This is a genomic window from Luxibacter massiliensis (assembly GCF_900604355.1).
GTDB lineage: Bacteria > Bacillota > Clostridia > Lachnospirales > Lachnospiraceae > Luxibacter > Luxibacter massiliensis.
Genome location: NZ_UWOE01000001.1, coordinates 1,569,907 through 1,586,526, shown reverse-complemented (window position 1 = coordinate 1,586,526; position 16,620 = coordinate 1,569,907). Strand labels below are relative to the sequence as shown.

Annotated in this window: 18 protein-coding genes, 1 tRNA gene and 1 other RNA gene; 4 read left to right on the top strand and 16 right to left on the bottom strand. The window is 45.6% G+C overall.

Translation table 11 applies throughout. From position 1 onward, the window contains the following. The first annotated feature begins 22 nt into the window (after positions 1-22). A complete protein-coding gene (locus EFA47_RS07285) occupies positions 23-274 on the top strand; it encodes a helix-turn-helix domain-containing protein (RefSeq protein WP_122642669.1) in 252 nt (83 codons plus the stop codon). Positions 275-748: 474 nt separating this feature from the next. Here the strand turns inward: EFA47_RS07285 and EFA47_RS07280 are convergent. The 5 genes from EFA47_RS07280 to infC all read right to left on the bottom strand — a co-directional run bounded on the left by EFA47_RS07280 (position 749) and on the right by infC (position 4,112). Beyond that, positions 749-833: transfer RNA gene (locus tag EFA47_RS07280), tRNA-Leu, on the bottom strand. 203 nt (positions 834-1,036) lie between these two features. Beyond that, a complete protein-coding gene (locus EFA47_RS07275; RefSeq protein WP_122642668.1) occupies positions 1,037-2,419 on the bottom strand; it encodes a TrpB-like pyridoxal phosphate-dependent enzyme in 1,383 nt (460 codons plus the stop codon). 551 nt (positions 2,420-2,970) lie between these two features. Further along, positions 2,971-3,327, bottom strand: a complete 357-nt coding sequence (rplT, locus tag EFA47_RS07270) for a 50S ribosomal protein L20 (protein ID WP_122642667.1) — start codon at positions 3,325-3,327, stop codon at positions 2,971-2,973. Positions 3,328-3,358: 31 nt separating this feature from the next. After that, positions 3,359-3,556 carry a 50S ribosomal protein L35 gene (gene rpmI / locus EFA47_RS07265; protein WP_122642666.1) on the bottom strand — a complete coding sequence of 66 codons (198 nt, stop codon included), beginning with the start codon at positions 3,554-3,556 and terminating at the stop codon, positions 3,359-3,361. A 61-nt stretch (positions 3,557-3,617) separates the two neighbouring features. Further along, positions 3,618-4,112: a translation initiation factor IF-3 gene (gene infC, locus EFA47_RS07260; protein ID WP_122642665.1), complete on the bottom strand. Its 495-nt coding sequence runs from the start codon at positions 4,110-4,112 to the stop codon at positions 3,618-3,620. Between the two features lie 427 nt (positions 4,113-4,539). Here infC and EFA47_RS07255 point away from each other — a divergent pair, with 427 nt between their 5' ends. The 3 genes from EFA47_RS07255 (at position 4,540) to EFA47_RS07245 (ending at position 6,654) form a co-directional block, all read left to right on the top strand. Beyond that, positions 4,540-5,076: a nitroreductase family protein gene (locus EFA47_RS07255; protein WP_122642664.1), complete on the top strand. Its 537-nt coding sequence runs from the start codon at positions 4,540-4,542 to the stop codon at positions 5,074-5,076. Positions 5,077-5,116: 40 nt separating this feature from the next. Beyond that, positions 5,117-6,037 carry an aspartate carbamoyltransferase gene (gene pyrB / locus EFA47_RS07250; protein WP_122642663.1) on the top strand — a complete coding sequence of 307 codons (921 nt, stop codon included), beginning with the start codon at positions 5,117-5,119 and terminating at the stop codon, positions 6,035-6,037. 173 nt (positions 6,038-6,210) lie between these two features. Further along, positions 6,211-6,654 carry an aspartate carbamoyltransferase regulatory subunit gene (locus EFA47_RS07245; RefSeq protein WP_122642662.1) on the top strand — a complete coding sequence of 148 codons (444 nt, stop codon included), beginning with the start codon at positions 6,211-6,213 and terminating at the stop codon, positions 6,652-6,654. Between the two features lie 99 nt (positions 6,655-6,753). On the opposite strand, the gene EFA47_RS07240 is transcribed toward EFA47_RS07245, so the two are convergent. From EFA47_RS07240 to EFA47_RS07190, 11 genes are all read right to left on the bottom strand, one after another. Further along, positions 6,754-7,650: a tyrosine-type recombinase/integrase gene (locus tag EFA47_RS07240; protein ID WP_122642661.1), complete on the bottom strand. Its 897-nt coding sequence runs from the start codon at positions 7,648-7,650 to the stop codon at positions 6,754-6,756. 182 nt (positions 7,651-7,832) lie between these two features. Further along, the gene (locus EFA47_RS07235; RefSeq protein WP_122642660.1) at positions 7,833-9,359 is read right to left on the bottom strand and encodes a PH domain-containing protein; all 1,527 of its coding nucleotides are present in this window, start codon (positions 9,357-9,359) and stop codon (positions 7,833-7,835) included. Next, positions 9,346-9,834 (bottom strand): PH domain-containing protein, encoded by a 489-nt coding sequence (locus tag EFA47_RS07230; RefSeq protein WP_122642659.1) that lies wholly within the window; start codon positions 9,832-9,834, stop codon positions 9,346-9,348. Before EFA47_RS07230 ends, EFA47_RS07235 begins: the two co-directional genes overlap by 14 nt. Positions 9,835-9,959: 125 nt before the next feature. Beyond that, a complete protein-coding gene (locus EFA47_RS07225; protein WP_122642658.1) occupies positions 9,960-10,991 on the bottom strand; it encodes a 3-deoxy-7-phosphoheptulonate synthase in 1,032 nt (343 codons plus the stop codon). Between the two features lie 121 nt (positions 10,992-11,112). Further along, an RNA gene (gene rnpB / locus EFA47_RS07220) (RNase P RNA component class A) lies at positions 11,113-11,590 on the bottom strand. A gap of 173 nt (positions 11,591-11,763) precedes the next feature. Then, entirely contained in the window at positions 11,764-12,513 is a 750-nt protein-coding gene (locus tag EFA47_RS07215) for a TraX family protein (protein WP_235853231.1), read from the bottom strand. Between the two features lie 3 nt (positions 12,514-12,516). Then, positions 12,517-12,996, bottom strand: coding sequence for a ribonuclease HI (gene rnhA / locus EFA47_RS07210; RefSeq protein ID WP_122644446.1), 480 nt, complete (start codon positions 12,994-12,996; stop codon positions 12,517-12,519). A gap of 6 nt (positions 12,997-13,002) precedes the next feature. Then, on the bottom strand, positions 13,003-13,797 hold the full coding sequence (locus EFA47_RS07205) for an MBL fold metallo-hydrolase (protein WP_122642657.1): 795 nt from the start codon (positions 13,795-13,797) through the stop codon (positions 13,003-13,005). After that, positions 13,794-14,258 carry a molybdopterin-binding protein gene (locus EFA47_RS07200; RefSeq protein ID WP_122642656.1) on the bottom strand — a complete coding sequence of 155 codons (465 nt, stop codon included), beginning with the start codon at positions 14,256-14,258 and terminating at the stop codon, positions 13,794-13,796. Before EFA47_RS07200 ends, EFA47_RS07205 begins: the two co-directional genes overlap by 4 nt. Before the next feature lie 25 nt (positions 14,259-14,283). Next, positions 14,284-15,561 (bottom strand): amidohydrolase, encoded by a 1,278-nt coding sequence (locus EFA47_RS07195; RefSeq protein WP_122642655.1) that lies wholly within the window; start codon positions 15,559-15,561, stop codon positions 14,284-14,286. 89 nt (positions 15,562-15,650) lie between these two features. Then, the gene (locus EFA47_RS07190) at positions 15,651-16,475 is read right to left on the bottom strand and encodes a purine-nucleoside phosphorylase (protein ID WP_122642654.1); all 825 of its coding nucleotides are present in this window, start codon (positions 16,473-16,475) and stop codon (positions 15,651-15,653) included. Between the last annotated feature and the right edge of the window lie 145 nt (positions 16,476-16,620).

Below are 16,620 nucleotides of genomic sequence, written 5' to 3'. Positions count from 1 at the left end.
GCAAGAGGAGGTGAAGAAAAAAATGATAACTTATGACCCACTATGGGAAACCATGAAATCTAAGAGCATCACTCAATATAAACTGATCAAAGAAAAAAAGATCAGTGCCGGACAGCTCAGCCGGCTCAGGGCCAACAGCTATGTCAGCACCCACACCGTTGATATGCTGTGCCAGATACTTGACTGCCAGGTGCAGGATATTATGCGGTATGAAACCGAAAATCCACGTGATGATGCAGATGCCAAAAATAAGACTGCACAAAATAAAACTTAACCCAGGAGGATTTCAGACATACTCTCTATTATTGGAAATGTATTACAGTATGGCCAGATTCCATAACCATACATTCTCTTAAACTAGAGGGATTTTTTATTTTGCAGAAAATCTGGGGTACATTCCATATAGGATATAAAAAGGGTGACGGAAAATCATTGGAATAGATTTTCTGTCACCCTCATGTGGTTTCTGCTTTTTCACGCCCGCTATCGAAAGACATGCCGCCCTGGCAATTTTCACTTCATCCTGCCGAAAGAATACCATCCGCATTTCCCTTTCTTTTAGTATTTTGATTCCCTTTTCTTTTTACAGTCAAAGGCCCCGGTGCAAGCACACGGTGTATCAAACTAGCAGCGATGCAAACATCGGGGTATAAGAACCTGGCAGCAGCCGCCAAATGGACATGTAAACATGTCCCCTTGGCTCGTTACTGGCGGGAATAAAAAAACCCTGTAAATACAGGGTTTTGACTGCGGAAGATGGGACTTGAACCCACACGAGCGCATTGCTCACAAGATCCTTAGTCTTGCTCGTCTGCCAGTTCCGACACTTCCGCAAATTGCGTATTTAATTATTTCCTACGCGCTACGAATGTTATTCTACTACTAATCACTTAGAATGTCAATTAATTTTTTCATGTTTCAAAAAATATTTTTGAAAATTTGAAAAATTTCAAATATTCCCCTCCAGGGACACAATACCCCTGGAGGGGAAGAGAAGATTTCATTTCCCAAATATCATATAGCCTGGCTGTTATGCTTATGGACGTATCTGAACATCAGGAATACCTGCAAAGCCAGCTTTTAAGTCTTCATCTGTAGGGATATAGTCTGTCATTTCATTATTATGGAACTTCTCATACGCCAACATATCAAAATAACCAGTGCCCGTCAGTCCAAAAAGTATTGTTTTCTCCTCACCGGTTTCCCTACATTTCACAGCCTCGTCCATAGCAACTTTAATTGCATGGCTGCTCTCCGGTGCCGGAAGGATGCCTTCCACCCGTGCAAACTGTTCGGCTGCTTTAAATACAGATGTCTGCTCCACAGAGCGGGCCTCCATATATCCATCGTGGTAAAGTTGTGACAGAGTAGAGCTCATCCCGTGATATCTAAGTCCGCCTGCATGGTTTGCTGAGGGGATAAACCCACTGCCAAGCGTATACATTTTAGCCAGCGGGCACACCATCCCTGTATCACAATAGTCATAGGCAAATACGCCTCTGGTCAGGCTTGGGCAGGATGCCGGCTCAACTGCGATAAAATGATAATCCGCCTCTCCTCTGAGCTTCTCTCCCATAAACGGGGAGATTAATCCCCCCAGGTTAGACCCGCCTCCGGCGCACCCGATAATAATATCAGGTTTGACACCGTATTTGTCCATTGCCGCCTTTGCTTCCACACCGATTATGGACTGATGGAGCAAAACCTGGTTCAGAACGCTTCCAAGGACATATCTGTACCCTTCCGTGTGCGTTGCCACTTCCACTGCCTCAGAAATGGCGCACCCAAGGCTCCCTGTGGTGCCTGGATGCTCAGCTAAAATTTTCTTTCCCACTTCTGTGGTCTCTGAAGGGGAGGGCGTCACACTGGCCCCATAGGTCCTCATGACTTCTCTCCTGAACGGCTTCTGCTCATAGGAGCATTTCACCATATATACCCGGCAGTCCAAGTCCAGATAAGAGCACGCCATGGAGAGTGCAGTTCCCCACTGCCCCGCCCCTGTTTCTGTAGTAACCCCTTTTAATCCCTGATCCTTTGCATAATATGCCTGTGCTATAGCAGAATTTAATTTATGGCTTCCGCTTGTATTGTTTCCCTCAAATTTATAATAAATTTTGGCAGGCGTCTGCAATTTTTCCTCCAGGCAGTAGGCCCTGACAAGGGGGGCTGGCCGGTACATTTTATAGAAATCGCGTATCTTTTTTGGGATTTCTATATAGCGGCTGTCATTGTCAAGCTCCTGCTTTACAAGCTCCTGGCAAAAAACCATCCCAAGCTCTTCCTCTGTCATTGGCTCTAATGTCCCTGGATTTAAAAGGGGGGCCGGCTTATTCTTCATATCAGCCCGTACATTATACCACTCCTTAGGCATCTCACTCTCTTCCAAATAAATCTTGTAGGGAATCTCTTTCTTACTCATATTTCTATCTCCTTTCACGTCTTCCGGGATAAGCGGTTTTTTTAAATAAAAAATACCCTTATCCCTCACAATAATCTATTGCAGGGACAAGAGTATGAATCCTTCAACTCCTGCGGTGCCACCCAGCTTGATACAAGACTGCATCCACTCAACGCATACTGACATATGCCGACTTTGTTAACGGAGTACTCTCTCCGGCTTTCCTACTATACTTTCAGTTCGCCCTCAGAAGCCCATTCCCAACTATCTTTTCCTGCCGCAATCCCACCTCCTGCAGCTCTCTGTGCGGTAAGTATAAAAGGTACTTGCTCTTCTTCATAGGTTTTAAAAAACTTTATCACAGTAAAATATTCTTGTCAATAGTTTTTTATACTTCTTTTTAATATCCATAGACAGTACTTGCACGAGAACAAAAATACCCCGGCGGCCGGCCAAAAAATCTATGGCCCAAAACCATCCAGGGTATATATCTTACAGGACACGTCTGTGCCTATCTGCCTGCACAGGCATACATTTTAGGATGTCTGCGCAGCACCACATACTTCCTTTAATTATGCAATTTTTTCCTTTGCTATTTCTGCCAGTGCAGTAAACCCTTCTTTGTCACTCACTGCAAGCTCTGCCAGCATTTTTCTGTTTACCTCTATATCAGCCAGCTTTAATCCATGCATGAACTTACTGTAAGACAGGCCGTTCATTCTAGCTGCAGCATTAATTCTTGCTATCCACAGCTGCCTCATCTGGCGTTTGCGCTGCTTTCTTCCTGCGTAAGCAGATGCCAGCGCTCTCATGACAGACTGCTTTGCTACTCTGTACTGCTTAGAGCGTGCTCCTCTGTATCCTTTTGCCAGTTTCAGGATCTTGTTATGTTTTCTTCTAGCGTTCATTCCGCCTTTAATTCTTGCCATTTCTTACTCCTCCTTCATCTACATCCAAATCTTACAGGTATGGTAATATTTTCTTCATATTCTTCACATTTGTAGCATCTGTAATAGTCGCATGCCTGAGATTTCTTTTTCTCTTTGCAGACTTCTTTGTTAAGATATGGCTCTTATATGCCTTATTTCTTTTCAGTTTCCCTGTACCTGTTGCTTTGAAGCGTTTTGCTGCCGCTCTATTGGTTTTGATTTTTGGCATGATAAAATTTCCTCCTTTATTGTGCGTTTACCGGATGCAAAGCACCCTTATACCTTTATTTTTAACGTTTTTCAGTTAAAACCATGCTCATGCTCCGGCCTTCCATCTTAGCCGGCTTCTCAATAACAGAAATATCTGCAAGCAAAGCTGCAAAATCATCCAAAATATGTTTGCTCTGCTGTACGTGGGCCATTTCCCTTCCGCGGAAACGCAGCGTCACTTTTACTTTGTTGCCTTTTGTAATAAATTTCTTTGCATTATTTACCTTAGTGTTCAGGTCATTGGTATCAATGTTGGGTGACAGGCGGACCTCTTTTACCTCAACAGTTTTCTGCTTCTTCTTGGCTTCCTTTTCCTTGCGGGTCTGTTCATATTTGAATTTACCGTAATCAATGATCTTGCACACCGGCGGCTTTGCCATCGGCGCAATTTTAACCAGATCAAGTTCCGCATCCATGGCCATCCTCAGTGCGTCCCTGGATGACATAATTCCTAATTGTTCCCCATCCTCACTAACCAGACGAACCTCTTTGTCTCTGATTTGCTCGTTAATCATTAAATCGCTAATTGTTGTATACCTCCGTCAAATGAATTTCCTTTAGGTTTTTCCCGCGAAAGCAATAACCGTAAAACACAGGCTTTCTGCAAACAAAAAACGAGTGAATAATGATCCACCCGAATGTTGACATAGATACTGTCCCTACAGTATACTTATGCTCTAATAATTAACCAGTAGTCACCCAATCGTGCTATGGTGAGAGTGGATACTCTGCTTTGTTTTTGCCTTACGCAAAATGTATGTTACCATACTTCTATATAGATGTCAATATGCTTCTCTCAGTTTTTCTTTCCACTTGTAGGTTTTTCAAACATGTGTTGTAATCCTGCAGCACTTCTTAAAGTTGAGATTTTATTCTATTGAAAATGTTTCCTAATTGGTATATGATTATTAGTTGAAAATAATTTTAACAGGGAGGTACTAAATGAACGTTATTGATTGTCTTAAAGGCCGAAGAAGTATCCGGAAATATAAGCCGGACCCTATTGATCATTCTGTTATTGAGTCTGTTATTTCTGCTGCTTCTTATTCTCCTTCTTGGAAAAACACCCAGATTACCCGTTATATTGCAATTGAAGATTCTGCTGTTTTGGAGAAAATCACCGGTAAGTATACCCGTGAACACAATGCGAATATTATCAGGCAGGCCCCTATGCTCATGGCCGTCACCTTTATGAAAGGCCTAAGCGGCTTTGAACGTGACGGTTCCTACACTACCAAAAAAGGAGACAGGTGGCAGATGTTTGATGTCGGGGCAGCCTGCCAAAGTTTCTGCCTTGCAGCGGCTGAATATGGCCTGGGCACAGTTATTTTGGGGATATTTGATGAGGAAGAAATCACCTCTCTTTTAAACCTGCCAAAAGAGCAGGAGCTTGCTGCGCTGATAGCTATCGGCTGTCCAGATGAGGCCCCGTCGGCCCCGAAGCGCAAATCTGTGGAAGAATTGCTGGAATACAGATAAATATGTACACCCTGACTGGTATATTAAGGAGGTTTATTTTATGAGACATTTAATGAGTCCCTTGGATTTTTCTGTGGAAGAGCTGGACAGGCTCTTGGATTTGGCCCAGGATATTGAGGCATACCCTGCTAAATATTCACATGCCTGTGACGGGAAAAAACTGGCCACATTATTCTATGAGCCAAGTACAAGGACCAGGCTGAGCCATGAAGCTGCCATGTTAAATCTGGGGGGCAGTATTATGGGGTTTTCATCTGCTGATTCTAGTTCTGCCGCCAAGGGGGAAAGTGTGGCAGATACAATCCGTACTATATCCTGCTATGCAGATATCTGTGCCATGAGGCATCCAAAAGAAGGGGCGCCTATGGTAGCCTGCCAGCATTCTGCAATACCGGTTATCAATGCAGGGGACGGCGGACATCAGCATCCTACCCAGACTCTCACAGACCTGCTCACTGTTAAGAACGTCAAGGGCCGTCTAAACAATATGACAATCGGCCTCTGCGGTGACTTAAAATTCGGCCGCACTGTACACTCTCTCATCCATGCACTGGTTCGGTACGAAGGAATCAAATTTATACTGATTTCTCCCGAGGAGCTGCGCCTTCCCGGTTATATGCGCAACGATGTCCTGGACAGGATGCATATACCTTACAAAGAAGTCGTCCGTCTGGAGGATGCGCTGCCTGACCTGGATATCCTTTATATGACCAGAGTGCAGAAGGAACGCTTTTTTAATGAAGAAGATTATGTGCGTATGAAAGACTTCTACATACTGGATAAAAGAAAAATGAAACTTGCCCCAGAGGACATGTATGTCCTTCATCCTTTGCCGAGAGTAAATGAGATTTCTGTGGAGGTGGATGATGACCCCAGGGCCGCATATTTTAGGCAAGTACAATACGGCGTATATGTCAGGATGGCCCTTATCCTCACCCTCCTGGATATCCATATGGCGTAAACTTTACCCGTATATATTGTAACCCTCCTTCCCAGGCTTTAGCTGCCCATTGCTGCTGGCAGCCTGATGGCTGCCGCCCAGGAAGGAATTACAGGGTATTCCCCCAGAGTTCCTCTCCTTTTAAAAGGAGCAGGGATTTACTATAGATTGTTAAAAGAAAGAGAGAAGAATTCATGGTAAAAAACACATTAAACGTGGGCCGTATCTCGGAAGGATTCGTCCTGGACCATATCGAAGCCGGAAAATGCATGGAAATATATAAATATTTACATTTAGATAAACTAGATTGCTGCGTGGCCATAATCAAAAATGCTAAAAGCAGCAAAATGGGTAAAAAAGACATTATAAAAATTGAATGCCCTATAGATTTTATGGATTTAGATATACTGGGGTTTATTGACCATAACATTACAGTCAACATCATCCAAAATGAAGAAATCGTAGATAAGAAACGTCTCACTCTCCCAAAGGAAATCAAAAATGTAATACGGTGCAAAAATCCACGCTGCATCACCTCCATTGAGCAGGGGCTGGACCATATTTTTGTCCTCACAGATGAAGAAGAACAGACATACCGCTGTAAATATTGTGAGGAAAAACATACAGATAATAAGTAAGGTAATAAAAAGGGGACAGACCCTATTGCAAAGGGGTCTGTCCCTTTTGCAATAGGGTCTGTCCCCTTTGTCCTTCATTTTCAGAATATTTTTACAATTTTAATCTGGAGGCTCTATTCTCATCTTTACAAGTCCGTTTGCCTTTAGGATCAGGCTGTCCCTGTACTGTTTATTCTTATACTTCCGTATCTGCATCCCGGTGATCCCCATCTGCCGGGCCACCTGTGCCGATGAGGCCCCGTAAGCAGACATGGTGATCCCGCATGTCGTCCGTATTTTCTCTGCACTCAAGGGGGAGATTTTTGCCTTGATGCTATATTTTTTGAGCATACGGCTGATGTACATTTTATTCAGGGGATTGCCCTGCCGATTACAAAAAAGGGATTCACAGTCCTGCCTGTCTGCCAGATATAACTCTAAAATACGGCACACATCCTCTGGTATCAGGCATACTCTTTCTTTGCCCCTAAGTTCTGCAAAGGTTCCGTTTTCGTAGACTGTAAAATCCTGAAGCCTTAATCCCGAAATTTCTGTGGATGAAAGTCCTGCCCTGTGGATCAGGGCAATGATTGTATATGCCATAATGTCGTCCTGTGCTGCCTGATACAGTGCATCCATATCTTCAACAGATACCGAATGTACTATATTTTCCTGCCCTTTTACCGTTTCAAGGAGGGGATAAAATGCATCACAAAAGTCCTTTGGCACAGGGTATTCTTCTTTCTTTGTCAGCACAAAATCTGCGAATGAATGAAGCTCCCATAGTTTTTTTGCCAGCGTATTCATTTGGATTTTCTGTAAATGTTCCTGTTTGCCGAGGAATTCAAAGTACGCTTCTGCATCCTTTTTGCCTGAATTTAAAAAGGCTTTATCACAAAATTTTTCGAATTCTTTGATTTCTGCCAAATATGCGCTTCCTGTCTCCTTGTTTTTAAAGTGTCCTGCAAATTCCTTCCATATATCCCAAAATATCCTGGAACTGGTAGATTTATTCATAGGCTTCCTCTCCCCTTTTGTGTGCAAAACCGCGAAGCGGAATTGTTTTGTTACCAGTATAATTCCTACTGTAACATATTTCAAGTAAATTTTATATTTATCTGAATGTAAAGTTTGAGGAACACGATTTACGTGTCCCTCAAATATTAAACTTATTATTCTACTATAATCGATAAAGTGTGCTATTGCTTATCTTCATCTGCTCCAGAGCTCACTTCATGCCTCCCTGCAGCTACAATCTTCTCCTTCAGTAGTTCTGCCCCCTCTGAAGAAAAATAAGGGATCCCCTGGGAGACATTTGCCGCTGCCGCCAGCATCTTTACAGTCCCCTTCTGTATGCCCGCACATACCCCAAGAAAATTCTGTTCCAACTGAACATACTGGATCTTTGCATAAGGGATACATACAAACCGGCGTCCCATATAGCCATTGGCCAGTTTCAAAAAATTCTTTTCTATTTTGCTGCCTGCCGTAAAAAACCGGCAGACCATAAAAACAAACACAAGCAGGGTAACGCCTGCCGCCGTAAGCACTGCAGGTACTTTCCATGTATCGGGGAGCAGTAGGAGGGAGGCTCCCAATGCCCCGGCTGCACAGGCCAGATATGCCAATACTGGGAGAATCCAGACAAGCCAGACACTGGATGGCTGCCGTTTCACAGGAGTATCTAAAAGTCCGGAAAATTCCGGGAGCAGCTCTCTGATATATGCCTCCATCTTCGATTTCCGGCAATACAGGACAAGAAACGACTGTTTCTCACTCTCATCATCTCCCATGCCTACATTTATGATTTCAGCCATGTACCGCCCTGCCAGCCGGGCCAGCAAGGACTGGTTCAATTTGACAGCATTAATTTTATCCACAGGAATCATATAATTCACCTTTTTTGTAAGGCCATAGCTTATATACAGTCTGTCCCTGTCCCTTCCCGCCTTAAAGTTATGGTACCTAAAAAATCCCCTCATAATATCCCACAATGCTGAGAAGAAGAACACAGCCCCCACAAGCATACTTGCAGCTATGCTCATAAGGCTTAGCCCTGCCAGTCCCTGCCCCAGCGCGCCCGACAGAACTTCTGCTGCCCCTGCCACACATCCTAATAAAATCAGGACTGAAACAAGGTTAATGGAAAAAAATCCATGTACCATCATGTCCCCTAATCCTGCCCTCACTGTATAAGCGGCTTCTGTATCTGCCATAACCCTGGGCTGTTCTTCCGCACTGTCCTGCATGAGGCTTAGGATTTCCTCTTTAAACCTTATAGCATCGGGCTTCCTGAGAACAATTTTCACGTCAGTCCTGTCTGCTGTGGAGAGACTGTTTGTGTCCAGCTTTACTTTGCATGTGCCAATTAACATTTCAAACAGATTCTGCTCTGTATTTACGTTCGAAATATTGCGGATACCAATGGTATTCTTCTTCCTGTTCATAGTTTCCCGCTCAATCACGATAGTATTTCCCTGAATAGATATGTAAGTCTTGGCCCAAACGACATACTGCCACAAAAGAATCAAAAATAAAATACCCAGGACAGCCAAAAGTACCGGTAAGGCCGCTCCGCTTCCTGACAGCAAAGAAAGTCCTTCCAGCAAATCTTCCCCGCTTTGCATAAGGCCGCTTATGACAGCCAGTCCTACAAATATAAATACCCCGCCCATTCTCTCCAGAATAATAGAAATATGGTTTCGAAATCTTTTATGCTTTTCCATGATTTTCCCTCTGCTCTATCACCATCTCATTGATTCTGCTCCTTAAGCTGTCGGCTATCCTTTCAGCCTTCTCCTCCTCCAGGAAACGGATTGTCACATCACCTCCTGCCGTGGTCACTACCACCTTTGCCACACCAAACAGGCGGTCGATAGGGCCTTTAGCCGTCTGTAGCTTGTGGAGCCGCTCAATGGGAACAATATTCCGCTTTATAAATATATATCCCTCTTTAATATCAATACATTCTTCATTAATACTGTACCGGTAGCGGTGATACCTAAAGTAGGGACTTAGCAGCACATCCACCAGGGTCAGGATCGCTACAATAAGTGAAATCACTTTACCAGTACCAATATCCTGGGGGAAAATCCAGAAGTAGTCCACAATCCCCACCGCGGCCAGCACTATAATCCCAGCTGGCAAGGATGCTAAATACATACATTTAAGAGCCCTTACAGACAGTTTTTCATATTCCATTCTCTTTCCTCCTGATAACTCACACATCTTGCCGGGCCATGGTCCCGGACATATCTCTTTTTCTTACCCTCCCCTTATGGCAGATTCCCCTCTGCTTTCTTTCCTCCTTTTTCTTCTGATTTTGCTTAACAGTTCTCTGCAATTTTATAAATAAGCCTCCGTGTATCTTCCCATCCAAGACAAGGATCTGTGATAGATTTCCCATATACCCGATGACTGTCTATACTCTGGCACCCCTCCTCTAAATAACTCTCAATCATAACGCCTTTAATCAGCCTTTGAAGGGCAGGGTTATACTTCCGGCTGTGCAGGACTTCACTGACAATCCGTATCTGTTCCTTGTACTGTTTATTTGAATTAGAATGATTGGCGTCTACCACTGCCCCGGGATTTTTCAAATCCATTTTCTCATACATATCCAAAAGGCGGACCAGATCCTCATAGTGGTAATTCGGTATGCACGTCCCATATTTATCTACACCGCCCCTCAGGATCACATGAGCCAGGTCATTTCCCTGGGTTGTCACATCCATGCCTCTGTAAATAAATGTATGGGAACTTTGTGCGGCCGTCACTGAATTAAGCATAACAGAAAAATCACCGCTTGTAGGATTTTTCATCCCTACCGGAATATCCATGCCGCTTGCTGTAAGGCGGTGCTGCTGATTTTCCACGGACCGGGCCCCAACAGCCTCGTAAGACAATATATCATCCAGGTAACTCCTGTTTTCCGGATACAGCATTTCATCCGCCCCAGTCATGCCGCTCACCTCAATGGCGCGGATATGCATTTTCCTGATTGCAATAAGACCGGCCAAAAGATCCGGGGCCTGGTCCGGCTCAGGCTGATGAAGCATCCCTTTATACCCTGCCCCGGTTGTCCGGGGTTTGTTTGTATAAATCCGGGGGATCACCATCAGTTTCTCAGACACTTCCTCATTCAGCCTGGAAAGCCTTTCCACATACTCACAGACAGAATCCTCATTATCTGCCGAGCAGGGCCCTGCCAGTACAATAAATTTATCAGATGTCCCTGTAAAAATGTCCCGAATTTCCTTGTCTCTTTTCTTCTTGATTTCCTGTATCTCTGCAGAAAGGGGGTATTCAGCCTTCAAATCTGCAGGCAGCGGGAGCTGCGCATTTATCTTCATTCCCATGTTCCTATATATTCCTTTCTATTTGTTCATGGTATGTCCTAAAGGCATGGTATTGCGGGATGCCCCGGACATAATCAAAACAACGCCCGCAGATACCTGGGGCGCCGCAGCATACTCTATGAGGTTAAGCAAGACGGTAAGCCGGGTTATGTCGTTGGACAATCATCTATCTAGGCCTGGCGTCACCGCCAGGCTCAAGCGACCTACCTAAAGCGTGACGGGCAGCCACATTGCTTTTATTCGGTCTTGCTTCGGATGGGGTTTACATGTGCCCTCCCTGTTACCAGCGAGGCGGTAGTCTCTTACACTGCCTTTCCACCCTTACATGTGCAGAACACTTGGCGAAATACTCTTAGAAGTGTATTGCCCTGGCATCATCCGGGCACTAGATTCAGGTCTGCCTCCTCAAGTGTCTGGATCTTGCCTGCACTCGGCCTGAAAATATTTCGCCAAGCACTCTGCCCATGCGGTTTATTTCTGTTGCACTGGCCTTGGAGTCACCTCCACCGGACGTTATCCGGCATCCTGCCCTGTGAAGCCCGGACTTTCCTCGTCTGCGGCCTTTCGGCGCCTGCAGCCGCGATTGTCTGTCTTACTTAACACAGTTTTATATTATACTATGGATTCTCTGTTATGTCCATATGTTCACCTTGAATTCCTAAACCTTGCCGGCCCTTTGGGGCATGAATTAAAAGGTACCCCGGACATATATGGGGAGATTGTCCAGGCACATCCGTATGCCCAATCAAATGCATCTTTGTCCTGCCCCTCACTATAAAAATATACCGGGAAGCCCGTCCACACTAAAGCGTATGGCTGCGATCAGAAGCAGGTGCCCAGGATAAAATATATAGAAAAACCATTTTGAAAATTTGCGGCCTCCCGCAGCCTGTTTTCCGTTATAGAAATTTAAAATTACAATCCCTGAAACCACAATTCCCAGAGATGCAGCCACAGACCGCAGAAATGCTTCCGCTGCAGGATAAATGCCTGTATAAGACAGCATATTGAAGCCAAAAAACAAGGCTGCAGCCACACCAAAGGCCAGGGCCGTCTTTCCCCTGTCATCCTTCCATGTGTAGAACATAATGGTGAATACCGGCGCCAACAGCGCCCAGTCAGAAAATATGGATGCAAGCACTAAAAGGACTGTAAGGACATACTTTACCTTTCCCAAACTCTGGTCATCCAGCACAAGCAAAATAAAGAAACACAAAAGCAGGGTAAACATCATATTCAGCATAATGACCCCCAATGCCAGGCAATAGGGCACTTCAGAAATCAAAGCAAAAATAAAAAGCCGCCAGGCATATTTCTTTTTAGAATGCGTATAGTAGTAGCCTTCCACAAGAAAATAGCACATCGTAACTGCTGTAAAATATCCTATATCAATCAACACTTCGTACAGAACTGTCCCGGGACTCAAAAAGGCTGTGGCGAAATGATTCAGGAACATAGTAAACATAGCGCAATATTTAATAAAGTCCCGGTTTAATCCCTTCGTTTTCTGCTGTCTCTCCAAAAGTTATACCTCGCTTATCTCATCTGGAATTAAGTTTCCGCCGTCAGCTGCACCTGTCGCCAGTTCATCGCACCTTTCATTCTGCAAATGGCCGTCATGGCCTTTGACCCAGTGAAAGCTTACACTGTGCTTCTCCTTTGCCAGCAGCAGCCTTTTCCACAGATCCACATTCTTTACAGGTTCATTCTTTCCCCGTTTCCATCCCTTTTTCAGCCAGCTATCCACCCAGTGCTGGTTAAATGCATCTACCACATATTTGGAGTCGGAATATACCTCCACTGTGCAGGGCCGGTTCAGTGCCTCCAGGGCGCATATCACTGCCATCAGCTCCATTCTGTTGTTTGTTGTCTTTATATAACCCTGAGACAGTTCCTTTGTGTGCAGTTCGCCCTTTTTATCTATATATTCCAGAACAGCCCCATATCCGCCCGGCCCCTCCGGGTTGCCCCGTGCCGCCCCGTCTGTGTATATTTTTACATGCATAGCCAATTATTCACTCCATCCTCCCTCTCGGATATATTCTTGAAAAGTCTTCTCCGTTTTTTTCTCCAGGATAAACTCCTGCCCTTCCCTGTGTATGGGGCAGATCCGGTCCCTGTATTCCCGAGTGCACTCTTCCAGTTCCAGCCTGTCGAAGATCCCATAATTCCCCCAGAAATGCATGGGAAATACAGCTTTTGTATTCGTCCGCCTCATAAAACAATCCAACCCCTTTACATAAGCGTCGCCAAGGCGGGGATCTACTGGTATGAAAGCGGCGTCAATTTCCATGCCTGAAAGTTTGTTGATCTCCTGCTGATAACTCCGCCGCATTTTTGTATTATATGCCTGGCCCTCCTCTTCCCAATGCCACCAGTTCAAATCACCTGCATGGTAAATTCTGTGTCCTGCACACATGACAAGAAAGGCAACCCCTTCATCTGTTGAGCGCAATGTGCGTATAGAACATCCTGAAATACTTATTTCCTCGCCAGGCCCCATAAAGATTATGTCTTCCGCCGGCTCTAGGGCCACGTCATCTGACACAATAAATGTGACCTGCCCCCTGGGCCTTAGCAGGTCAAAAATATCTTTCCTGAAATGATCGTAGTGTGCGTGGCTTGCAAAAGCCAGCAGCTTTGCATCCTTGTCCATCTGGGGCAGGCTGCCCTTATAGAAATCAAATAATAAGTAAATCTTATCCCATACTTCCGTGTCCGCCTGCCCCACAGGACATACTTCGGGGGACGTCCCACTGCACTCCACAAGAAACCCACTATGGCTTAAATATGTTACTTTCATCATACATCCAACATCTCCACTGCCCGCACGATTTCCGGCAGGATATATTCCAGGCTCTCCTTGGCGGCCTTTGCGCTCTTTGGCAGGTTCACCATCAACGTACGGTTGCGCACCCCCGCCTCAGAACGGTCAAGCATTGCCTGCTTTGTATGGCGGATATTATAGGCTCTGACAGCCTCCGGTATGCCTGGCAGAAGCCTGTCCGCTGTTCCCCTGACCACCTCAGGTGCACAGTCGCGGCGTCCCACTTCCACAGCGCCTGTCGTCAGAATTAAATCTACTGCTTTGGAATCTGCCAGCCTTTTAAGTACCGCCATGGCTACCTTTTGATCCTCTGGGAGCACACCGGCCGCTTTGACTTCAAAGCCTACCTGCTCCAACACCCTTTTAAGTGCGCCGGCCGCGGCGCTCTCCTTCTTTGACAAATATAACCCCGTATCTAATGTAAATATTGCTGCTTTCATCTACCGTACTCCTTTTCTATCCCAATCAGCCTAGAATACGCCTTGCAGACTCGTTTGCCCTTGCAAAAATCTCTTCTTTGGATGAATCCAGATAATAGGCGCCATCTTCATAGAGGACTTTCCCCCCAACCATCGTCATCTTCACATTCTGTTTACTGCCACTGTAAACCAAATTCTTTTCTATATTCTGGAGGGGCTGCATATTGGGCTGCTGCAGGTCTATAAGCACCATATCAGCTTTCTTCCCCTCTGCCAGGCTGTCACATTCCGGCAGTCCCATTGCGTGGGCCCCATTTACAATGGCCATCTTCAGCACTTCCAATGCCGGCACTGCTTCCGGGTCATCACAGAGCACTTTCTGGAGCCCAGTTACCAGGAACATTTCCCTGAACATATCCAGGCAGTTATTGCTGGCAGGCCCATCGGTCCCAATGGCAACCGGTATGTCCATATCCAGGTACCGCTTTACCGGCGCTATGCCGCTGGCAAGCTTCAGATTTGAGGCCGGGTTAGTCACAATATACAGTCCCTTTTCCTTTACAATATCAAAATCCCCCTCATCCATATGCACGCCATGGAACAATCCGCCGCCGTGGCTGAAAAGGCCTAAGGATTCCATATAGGCCACTGGGGACATGCCCGTCCTGTCCCTGCATCCCTCCACTTCTTTTCTTGTCTCTGAACAGTGTACATACACGGGGATCTTATATCTGCCGGAAAGCGCAGCCAGTCCTTCCATCATGGACTTTCCTGTGGTATATTCAGCGTGGAAGCCAAGCTGGTAGGAAACCAGCCTGTCCGGATCTTTATTGTACCTCTTATAATCAGCTTCGGCCTCCTCAAGGGTGCCGCCAAAATCATTGATGCTCTCACAGAGTACCATTCTGAACCCTGTATCCACGGCAGCCCTCTCCCCTGCCGCCTTATTGATATACATATCAAATGCTGCCGTAATTCCACTTGTGAGATATTCCATAAAAGCCAGCTTATTCAGCCAATAAATATCTTCTCCTGTCAGCTTCGCCTCAGCCGGAAACACACGGTTGTTCAGCCACTCATCCAGCTTCATGTCGTCTGCATGGGAACGCAGGAAAGTCATGGCGGAATGGGTATGTGCATTCTTAAAGCCAGGCATCAAAAGATTCCCCTGCCCATCAATCTCCCTGTCCCATTTCTCTGATGTATGGAGGACTGTAGGGCCTACATATCCAATGGTATCCCCTTTCACCCACACCTCTCCCCGGAAAATATCTTTTCCTGGCTCCATTGTCAAAATCCTGACATTGTAAATTCTGATGTTCATCCTTAACTCCTCTCTTCTATATGTCCTTTAGGCCCGTCCCGTCTATCGGGATATCTTTTGTCAGCCCGCACATCTGCACGTAATGCAGCTTAACCCAGTTTTTCTATTATTTTTGTGACAAGCCGCTGAAACTCCTCACCCCTTCTGTCGGCCACAGCCTGTACGTCTAAATGGCTCAGCTCTTCCCCAGTGATCCCACATGCCATATTAGAAATACAAGAAATACCACATACCTTCACACCAGCATGTCTGGCAGCAATGGCCTCGCAGGCAGTACTCATGCCCACCGCATCGGCCCCCAGCGCAGCAAACATGCGGATCTCAGCAGGACTCTCAAAATTAGGCCCCGTTGTCTGGACATATACCCCTTCCTTAAGCCTTATCTTCTCCTGGCTGGCTGTCCTGCGTATCAGGTCCTGTAACCCAAGGTCATATATGTGGGTCATATCCGGGAACCTGGTGCCAAGTTCAGAAATATTTTCGCCAATTAGGGGGGATGGGACAAAATTAGAAATCTGGTCTGTTATCATCATAAAGTCCCCTTCCCTGAACTCTCTGTTGATCCCCCCCGCCGCATTGGTGAGAAAAAGGCTTTTGATTCCCATCATCTTCATCAGCCTGACTGGAAGCACAACATCCGAGATCGGATATCCTTCGTAATAGTGTACCCGCCCCTTCATTACCACTGCAGGGACGTCCCCTATATAACCAAGGAGAAACCTCCCGTCATGCCCCTCCACTGTGGATACAGGGAATCCGGGGATACTCCCATATGGGATCTCCCAGAGAACTCTCATATTTTTTGCATAATTCCCCAGTCCTGAACCAAGGATTAACCCTGATGACGGTACAAAATCTGTCACGGACCGATAATATTTATAACATTCTGTCAATTTTTCAAATTGCTTGCTCATCTTATCTCTCCTGTCTCTGTCGTATATTCCCTGCCTTTATCTGCGCGCTATCTGCAGATAAAGGCAGGGAACGTATTTCGGCATGCCTGAGGGCACCCCCTTCTATATATCTGTTGACTATTATACCTCCTGTTGATATAACTAA